This window comes from Lactococcus sp. S47, from assembly GCF_016517475.1.
In the GTDB taxonomy this organism is placed as follows: domain Bacteria; phylum Bacillota; class Bacilli; order Lactobacillales; family Streptococcaceae; genus Lactococcus; species Lactococcus lactis.
Window position 1 is genome coordinate 401,131 of record NZ_JACVUB010000001.1, and the last position, 19,889, is coordinate 421,019.

Consider the following 19,889-nt stretch of genomic DNA (forward strand, 5'->3'; position numbering starts at 1 on the left):
AACATGTTCAAGATTGGGTTTCCAAGACTAGTATTAAAATTTATGAAATATACAAGACGATTTGTCATTTTCATAGTATATAAAAGTTATTTAGATTATTAATATAATGATAAAAAGACATCTATTTTGACGTCTTTTTATTTATTTTGATTTGGTCATTAGTAATTTTGCTGAACATTTTAACCATCCAGTAAACTATCACGATATTCAATATTCAGTAATTCTTTTTCAGGAAATAAGAATCTGTCAAACCAGTTTTGGCTTTCAAAAAAATTGATTTTATCATGTTCTAGCGGATGATAGTCTTTTTCCAAAAAATTAGATAAGTTCTCTATTGAGTCCTCTCCTAAAATAAAAATATTATCAGGATGATAAAATAGGTAATGCTTGATGGCTTTATTTGTTGTAACTAATTTTTTCTTAAAGAAAATAGCCTCCATTGTTCTCAAGGTCAAACCTGTCTGGTTTTCTTGCATAATTTCAAGAATACCATTACTATTAATTAAGAACTCTAAAAATTTTGGATAGGGTAAATATCCTTTATTTTTAAAACCTTTTTCTCCATTAATGATATAAAGTAATATTGAAATATCTAAACTGGCACATTTATCTAAAATAACATGCGCAAGTTGAGTTCTTCCTTTATCATTTCCTCCAAAAAACAAATCATAATCTGGTATTTGAAGAGGTAAATTTATACAAGGAGTATAAAAAGTAGAATTATGATAGAGCCCATATTTTTTTGCTTCAATAGGGTCAAAACTATAGTAGGAATCAATTACTCCTATTTCTCTAGAGGTGTGTAGCAAATCAATATATTTTTGAGTCAAATGATTCCAAAAAAATAGAATCATCTTTGCCTCGGTAAAATCCTTTATAATATTAGGATAGTTAGCTTTAAAACCAGAATCTAAAAATATAATAAGCTGATAACGGGCAAGCCGATGCTTTCCCAAATCACTTTTTATAAAATGGACTAATCGGCGTCCTGAAATTACATCAATATTATTTAAGGAATCGAAAAAATAAAGATGTGCATTTTTAGCTACTAAGAGTATTTTGCTGTAAGAAATTTCTTTCATGTTCTAACTCCTTTCAATTCAGTATAAATTCATTGTATGACTAAATTTCAGAATATTCAAAAATATCGTCTTACAAAAAATACATTCACCAATGATGATAGTATTATATTTTTGAATATTCTAATTAATTCTAAAACATTCTGCTGTCCTTCAGATTCCTTTTTGTGTATACTAATTATTAATGGCGCTAGTTTTTAGAAAAGAATTGTATCAATTTGAAAAAGGAGAAATGATTTTATGAAAACAATCCTTCAAGCTTTTGAATGGTATTTACCCTCAGATTCTCAGCACTGGAATAATATAAAAGAGAATATTCCTGACTTAGGAAAGTTAGGATTTTCAGGATTGTGGTTACCTCCAGCTTCCAAGGCAGCTTCTGGAGTTGAAGATGTTGGTTATGGGACCTATGATTTATTCGACTTAGGGGAATTTGATCAAAAAGGGACAATTCCTACAAAATATGGGACTAAAGATGAATATCTTGATTTAATTAATACACTACACCACAACAATATTGAAGTGTATGCGGATATCGTTTTTAATCACATGATGGGTGCTGATGAAACAGAAACTATTGAAGCTGATATTAAAGCAGAAGATAATCATCTTCATAACATCGAAAATAATAAAACTGTTGAAGTTTGGACCAAATTTACATTTCCAGGAAGACAAGGAAAATACGACAATTATATATGGACCTGGCACAACTTTACGGGAATTGATTATGATGAAAGGAAAAATCAAGAAGAAATTCTTGAATTTGAAGGACATGAATGGGATGAGAATGTAGATTCAGAGAATAATAATTTTGATTATTTAATGGGGGCTGATCTTGATTTTAGTGTTTCGGAAACGGTAGAACAACTTGAAAAATGGGGACATTGGTTTTCAGAAATGACAAAAATTGATGGTTTTCGATTAGATGCAATTAAACATATTGATTTCAAATATTTTGATAAATGGCTTGAACAGAGAGCAAAGCAATTGGATAAAAAACTTTTTATTGTTGGCGAGTACTGGTCTGATGATCTTGGCAAATTAGAATATTATCTAGAACAATCCGGTGATAGAATACAATTATTTGATGTACCACTACATTTTAATATGAAAGAAGCCTCTTCAACCAATGGAGAATTTGATATGCGTACTCTTTTTGATCACACACTCACTGCCAGCCAGCCAGAACTCTCGGTCACTTTTGTTGATAACCATGATACTCAAGAAGGACAGGCTCTTCAATCTTGGATTCCAGCTTGGTTTAAAGAGCACGCTTATAGCTTAATTTTACTTCGCAAAAAAGGAACTCCTACTGTCTTTTGGGGAGATTTATATGGAATACCCTCACATAATGTTAGTCCTGTAGGTGATAACTTAAGAACTATGATAGCATTACGTAAGGACTCTGAGTTTTTAAGGGAAAAAGATTATTTTGATCATCCTGATATTATTGGATGGACAAATATTTTAAAAATAAATAATAAGGAATATGGATTATCATGTATTTTAACTAATAAAAATGGTGGCTCAAAATATATGATAATTGATAAGGCGTATGCAGGTAAAGTTTATATAGATTTATTTGGAAGACATGAAATACCTATTACGCTGGATCAAAATGGTGGAGCTGAATTTTACGTCAATGATGGAAGTGTTTCGGTTTGGGTAGATAAGGAAATTGTTTCAAAAATTGATCAAATGAACTTTCAAAACTAACTACTTTATCAAATAGGATAAAAAAGTACCTCTAATAAGGTACTTTTTTATTTGAACTATTAGTCAATCAATGAGGTATGTTTGATTTCTTCAATATTTTTTGTTCCAGCAAGTTGCATAGTAATACTTAGCTCTTTGTTTAAGTGTTCAAAAACAGATTGAACGCCTTTGGCTCCCCCTAAATTCAAACCATAAAGAACTGGACGACCTACCGCAACAACATCTGCTCCTTGTGCTAAAGCTTTGAAGACATGTTCCCCACGTCTAACTCCACTGTCAAAAACAATAGGAACTCGATGATTAACACTTTTAGCGATGAGGGGTAGGACATCAATTGAAGCAGGTCCTCCATCTAATTGTCGTCCCCCATGATTTGAAACCCAGATACCGTCTGCCCCAGCGTTAATGGCATCATCTGCATCAATAGGAGATTGGACCCCCTTAACAATTACAGGAAGATTTGTTATTTTTTTAATTTTTTGAATATCTTCTAAAACAAGACCTTGTTTTGCTGCTTCATAGATTTCGCTGATTCCTTTGCCAGTTCCATCACTTTCTGAAAAAGCAGCTAGATTTGGCATTGGTAAAGGAAATTGGAAATGATTGACAATGTCTTCTTCTCTATAGCCACCTAATGTTGAATCAGCGGTTAAAATAATTGCCTTAACTCCAGCTGATACAGCTTTTTTCAAAAGAAATTCATTAAATTTATCATCTTTACTCATGTATAATTGGAAAAATTGCGGTGCACCTGGTGCTGCTTTTGCGGCGTCTTCCACTGATGTACTTCCGTAAGTACTAATTGAAAAGATTGAGCCAACTTCAGCCATCGCTTTAGCAGTTGCAACTTCTCCTTCTTCATGAGCAAGGCCTTGGGCGGCAACTGGTGCTTGGATTATTGGTGTTTTTAGCTTTATACCAAAGAGTGAGGTACTTAAATCTGCAGAATCAATTCCTCTTAATACTCGAGGCATAATTTGTTTTTTGTTAAATGCTGATGTATTTTCATTCAGTGTCCACTCATCTTCAGAGCCACCACGAATATAGCCAAAAGCACCTTTATTTCCCGCAGCCTCCATACTTTGTTTCACTTTACCTTCAAGTGATTTAACATTTACAATTTCTAACGCTTTGTTTTCAGTACTAGTTTTATAAGTCATCTTAGTTCTCCTATTTTTTGTAAAGTTTACATCTGTAGATGATAAATACATTATACATCTTATTTTTAAAAAATACACAAATGAAAGATTTATTTTTTTATAAACTAAAACTTATATAAAAAGATAAATTAAAAAAGTAGCAAAACTACGCTTTTATATTATTATTTTAAAAGGTGGTACGATAAGGTTTGGTTCTTTACTTTTGATAGAAAAATTCATTTTCTATCTGAACAGAATATGAAAATATTCTATTAAGTTTCTCACTCATCCCTTCTCATTTTACAATCACGAATTATAAATTTCATTAATAAGTTCTTCTGTTTTATCCCAACCCAAACATGGGTCAGTGATTGATTTTCCAAATACTTCTGGTTTGTCTTGACGACCGTCTTCAAGATATGATTCAATCATAAATCCTCTGACATATTTATGAATTTGTTCATCCCAATTACGATTGACTAATGTTTGACGAACAATTCTTATTTGTTCCATATACTTCTTCCCAGAGTTATCATGATTAGTATCAATAACAATAAATGGATTTTGTAAGCCCATTTTTTCGTATATTTCGATACTTTCAAGAAGATTATCTGTATAGTAATTTGGATGGTTTTTACCATTTTCATCTTGTCCACCACGAAGGATGGCATGAGCTAATAAATTTCCTGATGTTTCTACTTCAGCATTCCCAAATAGAAAATCTTGAGATTGTTGGGCTGCATACATTCCATTAAACATAACTTTTAAATTCCCTGATGTCGGGTTTTTCATTCCTGTTGGGGCATCTATTCCTGAGGCAACAAAGCGATGTTGTTGATTTTCAACTGAGCGAGCGCCAACTGCATAGTAACTTACTAAGTCATCAACTAATGGTAGATTTTCTGGGTATAGCATCTCATCTGCTGTAGTCAGACCAGTTTCAGTAATTACTTTATAGTGAAGGTCACGAACCATTTTTATCCCATTGATAAGGTCTGTATGTCCATCTGCATCAGGTTCATGAATGAGACCTTTATAGCCATCTCCGTTTGTCCGCGGTTTTGCAGTATAAACACGCATCACAATAAAAATTTTATCTTCTACTTCTTTTTGAAGTTTTGACAATCTGTGAGCATATTCTAGAACTGCAGCTTCATTATCCGATGAGCAGGGGCCAATGACTAAGAGGATTCTATCGTCTTCACCCTTAATTATCGCTTCAAGTTCCTTATCACGTTTTTCTTTCTTTTCTCGTTGCTCATCATTTAAATGATTTAGCTCTTTTACATCTTTAATGTTAATTTTGTTACTGAGTTCTTTAAAAGTCATCTTTTACCTTTTTTCTATAGTTTTTTAGTAAAAATACTTAATAATATTTTACTTGCAATAAATTTTTTCTATTTTACTTTTTATGTGCCTCCTTTATAATAAAAAAAGACGTCCCAGGGGACGTCTTCTTTATCCCCTAGATGATTAACGAACATCAAAGAGGACCCACATTTTATTAGCCAAAAACTAATGTGGATCATTCATAAAGAAAAAATAAAATTTTTTAAAGTTGTTAATCATTTTGGAACCTCGATATTTAATATTATTAGTTAGTATAATTAAAATTTTTTGATTTGTCAATTATTTATCTATTTTTTCTTAATTTTATTTCAAAATTTCTTTTTACATAACTTTTATTATGTATCAAACGGTAAATAAAGAAGAAATTGAAGCATGGATGGAGTGTGCTGTATTTGCATTATTCATCGTATAGAGGTGAATTCCAGCAACATCCTCTGTTACTAAATCAACGATTTGGTCGATGGCGTAAGCAATTCCAGCATCCCTTAAAGCTAAAGGATTATGTTCATATTTTTCGAGTATTCTAATAAATTTTGCTGGTAATGGCGTATTACAATTTTTTAATAGACGAAGAATTTGATTTCGATTGACTACTGGCATTATTCCGGCGAATATCGGAGTATTTATCTCAGCAATTGCGCATCGTTCTTGAAAATCATAGAAACTATCATTATCAAAAAATAGTTGCGTAATTAATCTGTCACAACCAGCATCTACTTTTTCTTTCAGATAATGAAAATCACTCACTCGATTTACTGATTCGGGATGAATATCGGGGTAGCAAGCACCTAAAACTTCAAAACTATCATCATAATCTTTGATAAATTTAACCAAATCACTTGCAAATTTAAAATCATCTTTCATCGGTTCATCGCTGATATCACCTCTTAAAGCAAGAATTTTTTTGATTTGTTTATCTTTTAACCGTTCCAAAATTTCGATCACTTGAGCTTTATCTAAATAAGCGGCAGGTAAATGAGCAACCGCTGGAATATCTAGTGTATTGTTTACATAATCAGCAAACTTTATAGTTGTATCTCCAATATTATCATAATTATTGTTACTACAAGTTACACTGATAAAATCTGGCGAGAGAGTTCTTAGGCTATCCAAGGTCTTTACCAAGTTGGTACTTCCAATTTGAGTTGTAGGTGGAAAAACTTCAAAAGAAAGAATTTTGGAATTACTTGTCATATTCAACCTTTTCCTTTCTTAACACCCTAGTTGCCTCAACTAAGTGTCTTAAACTAGGAATGGTTTCGGCATTACCACGTGTTTTAAGACCACAATCAGGATTTACCCAAACTTGTTCAATTGGTAATTTGGCCAATATTTTTTCTAATTGATTTTGTATTTCTTTTACGCTAGGTATTCGTGGAGAATGAATATCATAGACTCCAGGTCCAACCAAAGTTTGAAAATGGTGAGCTTTCAACGCATCGATAATTGATAGCTCACTTCTACTTGCTTCAAAAGAAATTACATCAGCATCCATTGCGTCAATGGATGGAATAATATCTTCAAATTCAGAATAACACATATGCGTGTGAATTTGTGTTTCCGGTTTTACTTTAGAGTGAACTAAACGAAAGGCAGGAATTGCCCAATCTAGATATTCTTTATACCAATCACTTTTGCGAAGAGGTAACTTTTCTCTCAAAGCTGCCTCATCAATTTGAATAATCTTAATGCCAGCTTTCTCTAAGTCAAGAACTTCTTCTTGAACAGCTAATGCCAATTGTAAAGTACTTGCTTTTAACGAAATATCTTCTCGCGGAAAAGACCAATTTAGAATCGTTACCGGACCTGTCAGCATTCCTTTTACTGGTTTAGATGTTTGAGATTGAGCATAGGCTGACCAACGGACGGTCATAGATTTTGGTCTAGTGACATCAGCCCACACGATTGGAGGTTTGACACAACGTGTTCCGTAAGATTGAACCCATGCTTTTTGAGTAAAAACATAACCTTCTAACTTTTCTCCAAAATACTCTACCATGTCATTTCGTTCAAATTCACCATGAACTAAAACGTCTAATCCAATATCTTCTTGGAGTTTAAGACATTCTTTTATTTTTTCTTCTAAGAATGTGTCATAATCTGCTTGGCTTAATTCTCCTCGCTTATTTTGTAGCCGAACTTTTCTCACCTCTGCCGTTTGAGGAAATGAACCGATGGTTGTGGTTGGTAAAAGTGGTAAATTAAGCGATTGAGATTGACTTGCTCGTCTTTCCACTAGTGACGGTTGTCTAGTAAAGTCTTTTTCTGTTAATTTATCAAGTTTTTGCTTAAGTTTAGTATTTTCACGAACTCTTTCATTTTCAAAAAGTTCGATATTCTTCTTCAAAAAAGAAGTGTTTTTATTAAAATAAATATCGGAAATTTCATCAATTTCATTTAATTTTTCTGTGGCAAATGAAAAGTGTTTAAGAATTTCTTTTGATAATTTAGTTTCGTTTTTAACTGTTACCGGAACATGTTGTAAAGAGCAGCTTGTATTAATTACGATATCTGCTACTGCATCTAAAGCGGTTAGTAGCTCAAGTGTCTTTTGATAATTATTACGCCAAATATTTTTTCCATTTACTAGTCCTGCAAAAAGTATTTTCTCTTTGGGAAAACCGTATTTTTGAATAAGAGTTAAAGAATCTCTTCCTTCTATAAAATCAAGACCAATACCATCAAAATCAAGCTTTACTATTTCTTTATAGCTATCACGAACATCTCCAAAATATGTTTGAAGAAGTATCTTAAGGTTGTTTTTACTCTTAAGTAGTTCTTCATAAATACTCACAAATAATTTTTTTTCTTCTTCAGTTTGGTCTAAAACAAGTGCTGGTTCTTCAATCTGTAACCATTCTACTCCTAGTTGATTAAGTTCTTTTAGTAGTGTTTGAAAAGCTACAATAACATCATATAATACTGTATCTTTCGTGGCTCCTGACTTGTAATCTGCTAAAACTAAAAATGTATATGGGCCAATAATTGTTGGTCTGGTTTCAAATCCAGCAGATTTTGCTTCCTTATATTCATTTAATAATTTTGAAAAATTTGCTTTAATAATCGTATCTTTGTTAATTTCTGGAACTAAATAATGATAGTTTGTATTAAACCATTTTTTCATTGGTCTTGCTTTTACGTCATTTTGTTCATCTTGGAAACCACGCGCTAATGCAAATAAAGTATCTAGTTCATTTAATTCTAAATTTTTATAAGACTCTGGAATTGCACCAAGAGCAATTGATAAATCTAAGGTTTGGTCATAGAAAGAAAAGTCATTGGAAATAGGTGAGTCAATCCCAGCTTCTTTTTGACTTTTCCAATTTTCCAACCGAATTTCTTTGGCTACTGTTTGTAATTCTTCTTCTGTAATTTCTTTACGAAAATATTTTTCAAGAGCAAATTTTAATTCACGGTTTGAACCGATACGTGGGAAAGCAATAATTGATTTTTTCATAGTCATAGTCTCCAATTTTTAATAGGTCTATCTTATCAAATTTAATAAAACTTTAATAATACATTTTTAATATGATGACCTATAGTTTAAAACTATATGAAAACTCAAAAATAAAAAGTCCAAATAAATTTCTTGGACTTTTAGTGTATCTTATCTTATCTTCTATGCATGAGATGAATTTTAGATTGTAAAAATGGTGGGATTACAATTGAACTTTCTCGATCTTCTTTAATAATTATTGATTTATCTTCTAATTTATCGATTACTTTAATAAGATGTGGAAGAGAAATTTCTAATTTTTTGAAAAAGTTTTTTCCTTCTTCTTCTATAGCAGTAACGTGGTAAGTCTGATCAACTTGTGCTTCATCAAGTGTGAGTTCCACTTCATTTTTCAGCCAAAATGATTCTGTAGGAATTTCTGAGCCGTGAGGGTCAGTTGCTGGATAGCCCATCAGGACATATAGAGATTCAATCAACCTTGGTGATGAAGCATGTTCTAAATTTTCGGCTTCATCGTGCACTTCCTCCATTGTATATCCAACCTTCTCAAAAAGAAAAGTTTCCCAGACCCTATGACTTTTTAAAATAAATCTCGCTTCGTGATTTCCTAAGTCTGTAAGTGATACCCCATAATAAGGTTTATGAATAACAAGTTCTTTTTTGGCTAATCGTTTAATCATTTCAGTGGCGCTTGGTGATGATACTGATAATTTTTGAGCAATGGCATTAATACTAACAGATCCATTATTTTCATTTTTTAGGCTATATATTGCTTTTAGATAGTCTTGTTCATTTTTTGATGTTTTCATTTTTTTACCTTACTTTTCTTGATTTAATTATAGCATAGACTATACCAAAGTAAAATAAAAGTGGGATAAATTATCACCACTTTTATTTTTTATTTAAAGTAATTCACCGTATTTTGAAACAAATATTTTTTTAAATATGGTGACAAGCATCATATACATCACTACTGTTAAAATTAGCCATGGGAAAAAGTTAATTGGTAAAGCCATTAAACCAATTGAATGTCCAAAGCTTGTGAATGGAATGATTGTGAGTCCAATGATTCCCATGAAAGTTAAGATTGTTAGTGGAGCCGAAGCACGACTTTGTAAAAATGGGATTTTAGGAGTACGAATCATATGGATAACCAAGGTTTGAGTCCACATTGATTCAACAAACCAACCAGTATGGAAGAGCGCGATAAATCCAATATATGCTGCACTTCCAGGAACAAGAGAGCTAAATGGTCCAAATGTTGCTGGACAAATCACAAAGAACATTAGGAGATAAGTTGTAATATCGAATACGGAACTTGTTGGGCCAATCCACAACATGAATTTACTTACAGAACTTGCATCCCATTTTCTTGGAACAACCAAATATTCTTCATCGACATTATCCCAAGGAATAGCGGTACAAGAGAAATCATAGATTAAATTAAGTAAGAGAATATGAATAGATAACATTGGAATAAATGGTAAAAATGCACTAGCGATTAGAACTGAGAACATATTACCAAAGTTAGAACTTGCTGTCATTTTTATATACTTAATCATGTTAGCATAGGTTTTTCTTCCTTCAATAATTCCTTTTTCAAGAACCATTAAATCTTTTTCTAACAAAATTACATCAGCTGACTCTTTGGCAATATCTACAGCACTATCTACTGAAATTCCAACGTCAGATGATTTCATTGCTGCTGCGTCATTAATACCATCTCCCATATAGCCGACACTATTGCCTGAATTTCTAAGTGTTGTTACTATTCTGGCTTTTTGTTGAGGTGATAACTTAGCAAAAACAGAAGCTTCCTTGGCAACCTTTGCCAATTCATTATCATCTAATTGGTCGATATCAGAACCTAAAATAGTTTTATCAACTGGAAGTCCTACTTGTTTGCAAACTGAACGAGTAACTTTATCGTTATCACCAGTCAAGATTTTAACTGATACCCCATATTTATTGAGTGCTTTGATTGCTTTTGCTGTAGATTCTTTGGGTGGATCAAGAAAGGCAAGATAACCCATTAACACCATTTCAGATTCATCTTGAACCGAGAATGTATCTACTGGTGAAGGATTTGTTTTTTGAGCGACTAAAATCACGCGCATTCCTTCTTCGTTAAGTTCATCAACTTTTTTCAGAATGTATGCTCTGAGTTCAGGAGTTAAAGGAACAACATTTTTCTTATCTTCAACCAAAGTACAGATGTCTAACATTTCTTCAGCTGCACCTTTAGTAATCATTTGAGTTTTTGAAGTCGCTCCATTAGTATTGCTTTTTACTACAACACTCATCCGACGTCTTTCAAAATCAAAAGGAATTTCATCAACTTTTGTATATTTACTACTTAGACCACCCAGTTCAGGATTTTTATCTTGCTTGGCTTCGGCTCCTTCGATAATTGCCAAATCCATTAAATTCTTTAAACCAGTTTGGTAGTAACTATTCAAAAATCCATGTCTTAATACTCGAATATTTTCTTGCCCATGAATATCTAAATGACGCATTAATACTACTTTATCTTGTGTTAATGTTCCAGTTTTATCAGTACAGAGAATATTCATTGAACCTAGATTTTGAATAGAATTTAGGTTCTTGATGATTGTTTTTTCTTTTGACATTGTGACTGCACCTTTTGCTAGGCAAGTTGTCACAATCATTGGTAACATTTCTGGTGTTAAACCAACAGCAACTGCTAAAGCAAATAGTGCGGCTTCCATCCAATCACCTTTAGTGAAACCATTGATCAATAAGACAAATGGAACCATAACTAACATAAAGCGAATAAGGACCCATGAAACTGAGTTAACGCCTTTTTCAAAAGTTGTTTTAGTTGAGTCTTCGGTTACACTTTTTGCCATTTCACCAAAAATGGTCGCATCTCCAGTTGCAATTACAACTCCATAAGCACTACCAGAAATGACATTTGAACCCATGAAGGCTAGGTTTACTGACTCTGTGATTGAATCATCTTTTTCATCAGTAGCTAAATCTAGTTTTTCTACTGGTTCGCTTTCACCAGTTAAAGAGGCTTGGCTGATAAATAAGTCTTTTGCTTGAATAATCCTAAGGTCTGCTGGAACCATGTCTCCAGCTGATAGATGGATAATATCGCCTACGAGAACTTCTTCAATAGGAATCTCTTGACTTCCTGATTCTAATCTATGAACGTTTGTCGTCGTCGTAATCATTTTTAAGAGATTCTCAGCAGCATTTCCACTTCTAGTCTCTTGAACGAAACGCAGAATTCCTGAGATTAAAACCATTGTAGTAATGATAATGAGTCCTTGGGGATTTTTCTCACCAGGAGCTGCTAAGATAATATCCGTAAAAGCTGAAACTAATGCTAAGACAAACAATATAATGGTAAAAGGATTGATGAACGCTTGATAAAGCCGTTTAATAAGTGAAGTTTTTTTACCACGCGTAATCGTATTATCTCCATATTGTTCACGAGAGATTTCTACTTGTTCTTCACTTAATCCTTTATTTGATGTTTTAAATTTTTGAAATAGCTCCTCTTTTGTAGAAGTTTTTGCAAATTCTAATCTTGCATTTATTTCATTGTTATCTACAAATGTTGTAGCTCTTTTTGTGTTTTCGAGTGTTTTTCTAATTTTTTTCATTGGTCTGTACCTCATATTCTATAATATTTTTGTGTGTACAGTCCCAAACGTTAGGCACTTTAAAGAAGGTGATAAAAACGGAAAGCTGCTCTTATCACGTTAATTATCTGCGGCCTATCAGGCTCGGGACTATTAATACTCTGGGATTCCATTTCCGTTTTCACCTCCTTTTTAAATATAAAAAACCTTGCCTACAAAACTTAAACGTAGGCAAGGGAATAATTCCAAAAAAGATACCACTACTATAGAGCGAATCAGTTACAAGCTATCGTTCAAGCTTTAGCTCCGCAGGGCAATGTTGTTGCACTATTTCACGCCTTGTTTGTCGACGTGAACTGTTAGCCCTCTCATCGTGTCTCCACGACTCTGCGGCAGCAACCCGTATCCCTGCGGTAGCCTCACCTACCGACGATTATGTCATAGACATAACCTTTATTATTATAACTGACATATTCTTTTTTGTCAATCTTTTTTATTTTTAATTTACTATAGACTCTGTTGCACCATTCATTGCCCAATCTTTTGATAAAAATAACGAATTATCAATATGATAGTTGACCTTGCTTGGTGTCTTCATGAATTTTTCAATCGCTTTGTCTGTGGCTAACCAACCTTTAGTACCAAAGTGAACAGTATCACCAGAGGCATAAGGCGTGTTATACATATCTGTTAAGTCAGCAATTTGATAAAAGCCTTGACTGCGCAATTGTGTTTTAATTTTAGAGCTGAAATTTTCGAGTGTTGCTTTTGATACTCCAGTGTAAGATGACCATGAGCCATTTACTGGTTGAATAACAAATAAAACATCATTATTATTTTTGGCAAACACATTTAAGAGCTGTTGGAAATCTTGATACTCTGGACTTTCTAAATAGGAAACATGTTTTTTGTAATTTTCTAGATGTTTATATTTAGATTTTATTTTCTTATCCCAAACTTTATTATTGATTTGGAAAGGATTGTTATTTGAACTATCTTTTCCTTGGTCAACTGCCAATTTTTCTAAGTTTTCAGAGGTTGGATCATTGGGTAATTCTTTAGCAAACTTATTAATTTTTGGTGTAAGTCCAAGAGGTTGTGCTGTGAATTGTGAAACACTTGAGAAGAGTAAATCTTCTTTTCGCCAAAACTGAAGATTGGTCGCCACAGTCATTTTTTGTAGAGCGGTCAGTGGTTTTTTATCTGCTAGACGTCCAAGAGAATTATAAATCGTCTCTTCAGATTTAAGCGATCTAAATCTTAATAAATGTTTTGCAAGTTGGGTGGTGGTATCTGCTTTAGGGTTTGCTTCTTTTAACCAACCGTAAATCTCACCTTTGGATACAAAGTTTTTCAATTCACTTTCAACAATTCCTTGTTTTGAAAACCATTGTGGACTAATGACAAAAACAATTTTACGATTTTTTAACTCATTTGCCACAGAGTTCATGTAGAAAAAGTGGGTTAAAGTAGTTGTTCCTGGTTGTCCTACTAAGAATGGCGTAAAACCAGAATTGTATTTTTTGAAATAGGCACTTGGGTGAAAAGAATCCACATGTTCCATTTCTGATGAACCAAGAACTGGTAAAAACTCGGGGTCTGAATAGGCTTGTTTTTTAATTGAATAGCCTGTAAAGCTTGGAGTATTTAGTGGTGATTGAGCAAATTTAACAAGTTGGTCTTTTGAGTATTTCATACCAACATTTATTGGGAGAAATATCAGTAAGCCAACAAGGGCTAAAGCTGCAATTAATGGGCCAATGGCTCTAAAAATTTTAATTTTCATCCTTTTTTTCCTGAACGCGTGCTGCTATTTTATTTGCTGTATTCCAATCTTCACGGTCCATTTCTGATGGTGGAAGACTGATATCAAAAGCGCCTTCTAATTCAACAATGAGCATGATGGCTCTCATTGAATCAAGAATTCCTTCTTCAAATAAATCCATGTCTAAGTCTTCACGGAATTCGTCTGTGCCTGATACGGTTTCGATAATATCAAAAATTTGTTCTTTCATTTTGTTTCTCCTAATGTTTTTTATGATATGCCTAACGCCTTTTAGAAGTTAGGAAGTGGGAAATGTGGATCTATGCAGTGCATAATGATATGATTTGGTATTCCTGAGAAAATAAGGAAACTGATAAATACTAGATTAAATGTAATGAAAATACTTATAGCACTTGTCCATTTATTATCTGGAATTTTCCAGTTTTTACGTTTCTTCAGACGTTTCCATGCGTCATACCCAATCATTAACATAGCGTGGTAGAAACCATAAAGGATGTAATACCAAGTTAAACCATGCCAGAATCCCATGAGTAACATATTTGCGAGGTAACCAACATTTGAGATGGTTATCATATTTTTCGACCATTTTTTAACCATGAATGTTTTCACTAATCTCATGAATACAAAGTCACGGAACCAAAAACTCAAAGTCATGTGCCATCTTTGCCAAAAGTCATGAATATTTTTAGCTAGGAAAGGTTTGTTAAAGTTGTGTGGGAGGTCATATCCCATTAAATTGCTGACACCAATAGCAAAGAGTGAGTAGCCAGCAAAATCAAAGAATAGATAGAGTCCGTAAGCATACATTGATGATGAAACGTTCAAGAAGCTTGGGTGTATCGTTGCAGAGATTGCAATGCCATGTAGCCAATATTGGTCAATCAAGTATCCGATGATGAATTTATAAAGGAAACCTTGGAAAATTCTAAAGACACCTTTATTTAATAAATCAAGGTATTTTTCAGTGACAACTGGCGCTTTTAGTTCTTTAACAAAACGTCGGAATCGGTCAATTGGTCCTGATGAAATCGTTGGATAGAAATAGAGGAAATATAGAAATTCTTTAAGAGGAACGGCTTTAATAAGTCCGTCTCGTATTTCCATAATCATGGCTACTGTCTTAAAACTGATGTAAGAGATTCCTAAGAATCCAAGAATTGAACCTGGTCCAGGTCCTGGATTGAACAGAGGATGCACTTTGACAATCACTAATGGCAAAATAGAGAGCAGAATGATGAGGTAGAAAACAAAACTCTGATTCTTGTTTTGTTTTACTCGATACCACTCATAGAATTTTACAATGATGGTCTGGAAGACTCCGAAGCCGATTAATGCCCAAATTGTCACTGTTCCCGAAAATGTCAGCCAAAGAAAAGCGATGGTCAATAGGACTTGATACCACATGAGTTTTTTGCCCAGAAGCTGGGCAATAACGATAGGAATTAAAGCAAGTCCTAAAATCACGAAGTAAAAGGGTGTTGAATAGGGTTGCACTAGTTGTCACCTCGCTCTTTTTGGGCGAGTGCCTTGCGGTCAACTTTGCCATTTTGATTCAATGGGAACTTTTTAAGATAAACAAACTTAGTTGGCATCATGTAATCCATAATTGTTTTTGAAAGTTCAGATTTGAGTTCTTTTGTGAAGGCGCGTTCGGCTGCACGGTCTTCAAATGTTTTTTCTGTTTCTAAATAAGCGATTAATGCGGTGACTTTATGCTGGTCATTCGTTTTCGGTAAGACTACCGCTTTTTCAATCTCTTTTAAGTTTTGAATATTGGCTTCAATATCTTGAAGTTCAATACGGAATCCATTAAATTTAACTTGAAAATCAATTCGTCCTTGGTAACGGAGCATTCCGTCAGCCGAAATTGAACCGGCATCTCCTGTATGATAAGCGGGTTTTCCGTCGACTGTGAAAAAGGCTTGCTCAGTTTTTTCTGGATTTTCAAAGTAACCTTTGGCTACCGAATCACCAACAATGATGATTTCCTTATCCATAATTTTTAAGTCAACACCTGGTTTGGCAAAACCAATTGGGACACGATCATTTTCTGTCAGTAATTCTTTCGTGATTTTTACTGACGAAATGGCTCCTGTTGCTTCTGTTGGACCATAGGTATTGTATATATTTGCTGACGGAAAAGCTGTCAGTAATTTTTCTGCTGTTTTCTTTGTTAATTCTTCACCGCAGAAAATAAATTGAACTAATTGAGGGTGTTCTTTCTCAGTGAACGAAGGGTCCAATAAGCAAATATCAACAAATGATGGTGTTGAAATCCAAGTATTAATGACCGTTTTGTTCAAACGTTCAAAAAGTAATTTGAAGTTGGTTGTTTCGTCACGTGAGAGTGAAATTAATGTTCCGCCAGTTGTAAGACTTGGATACAAGCTGAAAATTGATAAATCAAAGCTGTAAAGGGCTTGTGACAAGATTTGATTATTTTCAATTTTCATAAAATCATTGTTCATCCAATTGGTGAAAGTCACAAGATTATCATGACTGACTTCAACACCTTTTGGTACTCCTGTTGTTCCAGAAGTATAAATAATATAATTGCTGTCATTTCCAGAAACAGCTTTAGAAAAATCAAGTGCTGGAAGTTTGTCAGTCAAAATCTGGTCAGTAAGTTCAAGAGAAATTCTGTCAGTAAAAAGTGCTTCAAAATCTGCTGACAGCTCAACTGTAGTGAGTACCGCCGCTGGTTTTGCCGCTGATTTAATCATTTCTGTCCGCTCAAATGGTGTGTGAGCATCAACAGGAATATAAGCGTGACCAGTTAAATTTGTCGCAAGCATGGCTGCTAAAGTGATAAAATCGTTTTTACCGAAAATCAAGATTGGACGCTGATTTAAATTGCGTTCATTGATTTGTTCTGAGATATGTGAAACCGCGGCAAATAATTGACGGTAAGTAAATTTCTGCTCACGCTCGGCAAGTACAATAAGGTCTGGTTCTTTTTTTGCAATTTCAAAAATTTGTTCTAATAATTTCATAATTAACTCCTTCGATAATTCTCTCTAAAATTCGTTATAGATAAAGTGTGCTCCGCCAGTATGACTGTAGGAATAAAGATAGAGCAGAATTAAAATAATTATAAAGTAAAATACTGTTTTAGCCAAAAATAGACGAATTTCTTTTTTCTTGTCCATTGGAACTCCTTTTAAATATAAAGTAATAAGAGGTTTTTAAAATACTCAGTTAATCTCATATCATTTATGACTCTGATTATAACATTTATTAAAGAAAAAAAACTTACATTTGTGTAAGTTTAATTTATATAATAAAAAGAAAACGGAATCATTTTGTTTTGTTGTATTTTTAAGGGTACAACATCTTTTTCATCTAATATTTTGCTTAATTTTTTGAACCATATTTTTGTAATTTTCGGATTCTGTCAGCAAAGAAATTACCGCAACTCCATCCAAACCAATTTTTGAAAGCTCTGTCAGTGAATTTTCAGTAATTCCACCAATTCCAACAGTTGGTAATTGATTATGCTCAAGCATTTTTCTTAAATGGTCAATCCCAATTGGTTCTGCTGCGTCGGACTTGCTATTTGTTGGATAAATTGGACCAATTCCCAAATAGTCAGCTCCACTTTTTTGAGCGCTTTCTAATTCCATATCATTACTGACAGAAAGTCCTACCCACATTTCTTGGCCAATCAGCTCGCGAATTTTACTGACAGAATCATCGTCTTGTCCGACATGAATCCCGTCAGCTGACAGTTCACGCGCTAATTCAACATCATCATTCACAATAAAAGAAACAGCCGCTTTCTGAGCTACTTCTTGTAGTCTTTTTGCTACTTCTAATCGTTGATTATTATTTTTATAAATTGTTCCCTTATCACGAAATTGATAAACCGTTACTCCACTTTTTATGATTACAGAAATTTTATCGATTGCATCATCAATTGAAAGTTTTGGAAAATCTTGTGGGCCAGCAATAAAATACGCCCTCAGGTCTAAAATTTTATTTTTCATTAATTGTCACCCAATGGTTTAACGGTCCATGACCGTGACCAACATTAATTGTTTGTGAAATAGCTTCAGTAATAAACAATTTAGCTTTTGGCATCACCTCTTTTAAATCTTCTCCTAAAGCTAAATGAGCTGTAATATAAGAAGAAAGTGTATCTCCGGTTCCGTGTGTTCTTTCTGTCAGTAATCTTTTAGAGTCATAAGTACTGACAGAACCATCTGTCATCAATAAATAATCTCTGACCAGTTCTCCATTACCATGTCCCCCTTTAATCAGCACATTTTTAGTACCTAACTTTTGAATATCATGAAGGGCTTTTAAAATTTCCTTTTCGTCAGTAATTTTATAGCCACACATAACCTCTGCCTCTTCCAAATTGGGAGTGACCAATTCTGCTAAAGGTAATAATTCATTTTTTATCAAATCAATGGCTTCTCTTGTCAAAAGAATTGCCCCGCCTTTAGCCACCATTACCGGATCCACCACCAAATGCTTCGGTTTATATTTTTTCAAGCCTTGAATTACCGCTTCAACTTGAGCGATATCAAAAAGTGCCCCCGTTTTAGCTGACGAAATTTCCAAATCAGAAAATACTGAGTCAAATTGAGCCAAAATAAAAGCTTTATTTGTCGGTAAAATTTCTTGTACTCCATAGGTATTTTGCGCTGTCAACCCTGTCACAATCGTTGCCGAATATACTTTTTGATTATGAAAAGTTTTTAGGTCAGCATTAATACCAGCCCCACCAGAAGAATCAATTCCAGCGATTGTCACAACTTGAGAAACATCAATCATTTATTTTTCTCCCTTATATAACCTCTTGCGTCACTTGATAAATTTTATCAAGAAGACGATTCACAAAATTTCCTGGTAGACTTTCTACTTGCTCAGTAGCTTTCACACCAGATTCACCGAAGAATTCTGTCGCTTCATAAGCCGCCTTAAATAAATCATCAGATACAGCCGCAAAAGTTCCAACAATTGCTGACAACATATCCCCACAGCCAACATTAATTTTAAAAAGTGGACTATCAGTTTCAACAAATAGTTCCTCAAACCCATTAGAAATAACATCAACTTTTCCAGTTTGAATAATGACTGCCCCTGTTTTTTGAGCAGCAACTCGCGTGTGCTCAACTTCTAAATTTGACTCAAGTGCATCAATTCCTTTGTTCAAGCTTTCTTTATCAGCAAACCAAGCAATTTCTGCTGAATTCCCACGAATGATATCAAATTTTACCTCTTGCATTAATCTTTTGACAAAATTTGCTCTAAAAGGGACATTGACAGCAACTGGGTCCAAAATTAAAGGTTTGTGCTTTTGATTTGCTAACTGACAAATAGTCAAAAAAAGCGGATAATCCTTTTCTGAAATGGTTCCAATATTAACCACTACAGCATCTGCAATTTCAACTAAAGTTTCACTTTCTGAAATTTCCGCAGTCATTAATGGTGAACCACCAGCAAAACTAATCGCATCCGCAACTCTTTGTGGAGTTACAAAATTCGCTAAATTTAAGATAAGTGGTTGTTTTTCTTGAATCTTTTCTAAAATTGACATCAAAAAACTCCTTTATAGACACAAGGAGGGCTCTAGTATGATAAGAAAGTAAGCTAAAAGATTTTCATAAAGAAAATACAATTAAAACTCGGACACATTCTTACGCAGGTCTTAACCTGTTCAAGTCTGATGGTCTTTCTCAACCGGTAATTTTAGTTTTTACCAGTACCCATTGTGTTATTGATTTATTTTTAAAACTACAA

16 protein-coding genes and 2 riboswitches are annotated in these 19,889 nt (G+C 33.6%); of the genes, 1 reads left to right on the forward strand and 15 read right to left on the reverse strand.

Features of this window, described 5'->3' with window-relative positions; translation table 11 throughout:
* Positions 1-179: 179 nt before the first annotated feature.
* On the reverse strand, positions 180-1,082 hold the full coding sequence (locus IAE52_RS01900; protein ID WP_058203089.1) for a hypothetical protein: 903 nt from the start codon (positions 1,080-1,082) through the stop codon (positions 180-182).
* 237 nt (positions 1,083-1,319) lie between these two features.
* Between IAE52_RS01900 and IAE52_RS01905 the strand changes: the two genes are divergently transcribed.
* On the forward strand, positions 1,320-2,795 hold the full coding sequence (locus IAE52_RS01905) for an alpha-amylase (protein ID WP_109990963.1): 1,476 nt from the start codon (positions 1,320-1,322) through the stop codon (positions 2,793-2,795).
* A gap of 59 nt (positions 2,796-2,854) precedes the next feature.
* Here IAE52_RS01905 and IAE52_RS01910 read toward each other — a convergent pair whose 3' ends face one another.
* The 14 genes from IAE52_RS01910 to thiM all read right to left on the reverse strand — a co-directional run bounded on the left by IAE52_RS01910 (position 2,855) and on the right by thiM (position 19,686).
* Positions 2,855-3,955, reverse strand: coding sequence for a lactate oxidase (locus tag IAE52_RS01910; protein WP_162551454.1), 1,101 nt, complete (start codon positions 3,953-3,955; stop codon positions 2,855-2,857).
* Between the two features lie 285 nt (positions 3,956-4,240).
* Positions 4,241-5,263, reverse strand: coding sequence for a 3-deoxy-7-phosphoheptulonate synthase (locus IAE52_RS01915; protein ID WP_058204683.1), 1,023 nt, complete (start codon positions 5,261-5,263; stop codon positions 4,241-4,243).
* A gap of 363 nt (positions 5,264-5,626) precedes the next feature.
* On the reverse strand, positions 5,627-6,478 hold the full coding sequence (gene metF / locus IAE52_RS01920) for a methylenetetrahydrofolate reductase [NAD(P)H] (protein WP_058212926.1): 852 nt from the start codon (positions 6,476-6,478) through the stop codon (positions 5,627-5,629).
* Positions 6,468-8,741: a 5-methyltetrahydropteroyltriglutamate--homocysteine S-methyltransferase gene (metE, locus tag IAE52_RS01925; protein WP_109990965.1), complete on the reverse strand. Its 2,274-nt coding sequence runs from the start codon at positions 8,739-8,741 to the stop codon at positions 6,468-6,470. Before metE ends, metF begins: the two co-directional genes overlap by 11 nt.
* Before the next feature lie 155 nt (positions 8,742-8,896).
* Complete coding sequence (locus IAE52_RS01930) at positions 8,897-9,550, reverse strand: metal-dependent transcriptional regulator (protein WP_012897863.1); 654 nt, start codon at positions 9,548-9,550, stop codon at positions 8,897-8,899.
* Positions 9,551-9,643: 93 nt separating this feature from the next.
* Entirely contained in the window at positions 9,644-12,376 is a 2,733-nt protein-coding gene (gene mgtA, locus IAE52_RS01935) for a magnesium-translocating P-type ATPase (RefSeq protein ID WP_109990966.1), read from the reverse strand.
* A 256-nt stretch (positions 12,377-12,632) separates the two neighbouring features.
* Positions 12,633-12,793: riboswitch (M-box (ykoK) riboswitch) on the reverse strand.
* Between the two features lie 61 nt (positions 12,794-12,854).
* Positions 12,855-14,141: a D-alanyl-lipoteichoic acid biosynthesis protein DltD gene (gene dltD, locus IAE52_RS01940; protein ID WP_109990967.1), complete on the reverse strand. Its 1,287-nt coding sequence runs from the start codon at positions 14,139-14,141 to the stop codon at positions 12,855-12,857.
* Complete coding sequence (dltC, locus tag IAE52_RS01945; RefSeq protein WP_003130226.1) at positions 14,131-14,370, reverse strand: D-alanine--poly(phosphoribitol) ligase subunit DltC; 240 nt, start codon at positions 14,368-14,370, stop codon at positions 14,131-14,133. The genes dltD and dltC overlap by 11 nt, the downstream gene beginning before the upstream one ends.
* 41 nt (positions 14,371-14,411) lie before the next feature.
* A complete protein-coding gene (gene dltB, locus IAE52_RS01950) occupies positions 14,412-15,635 on the reverse strand; it encodes a D-alanyl-lipoteichoic acid biosynthesis protein DltB (RefSeq protein WP_010905856.1) in 1,224 nt (407 codons plus the stop codon).
* On the reverse strand, positions 15,635-17,134 hold the full coding sequence (dltA, locus tag IAE52_RS01955) for a D-alanine--poly(phosphoribitol) ligase subunit DltA (RefSeq protein WP_200136639.1): 1,500 nt from the start codon (positions 17,132-17,134) through the stop codon (positions 15,635-15,637). The genes dltB and dltA overlap by 1 nt, the downstream gene beginning before the upstream one ends.
* 24 nt (positions 17,135-17,158) lie before the next feature.
* On the reverse strand, positions 17,159-17,290 hold the full coding sequence (dltX, locus tag IAE52_RS01960; RefSeq protein WP_003130223.1) for a teichoic acid D-Ala incorporation-associated protein DltX: 132 nt from the start codon (positions 17,288-17,290) through the stop codon (positions 17,159-17,161).
* 189 nt (positions 17,291-17,479) lie between these two features.
* Positions 17,480-18,127: a thiamine phosphate synthase gene (gene thiE, locus IAE52_RS01965; protein WP_109990969.1), complete on the reverse strand. Its 648-nt coding sequence runs from the start codon at positions 18,125-18,127 to the stop codon at positions 17,480-17,482.
* On the reverse strand, positions 18,117-18,920 hold the full coding sequence (gene thiD / locus IAE52_RS01970; RefSeq protein ID WP_109990970.1) for a bifunctional hydroxymethylpyrimidine kinase/phosphomethylpyrimidine kinase: 804 nt from the start codon (positions 18,918-18,920) through the stop codon (positions 18,117-18,119). The genes thiE and thiD overlap by 11 nt, the downstream gene beginning before the upstream one ends.
* Before the next feature lie 13 nt (positions 18,921-18,933).
* The gene (thiM, locus tag IAE52_RS01975; protein ID WP_109990971.1) at positions 18,934-19,686 is read right to left on the reverse strand and encodes a hydroxyethylthiazole kinase; all 753 of its coding nucleotides are present in this window, start codon (positions 19,684-19,686) and stop codon (positions 18,934-18,936) included.
* Between the two features lie 80 nt (positions 19,687-19,766).
* Positions 19,767-19,869: riboswitch (TPP riboswitch) on the reverse strand.
* Between the last annotated feature and the right edge of the window lie 20 nt (positions 19,870-19,889).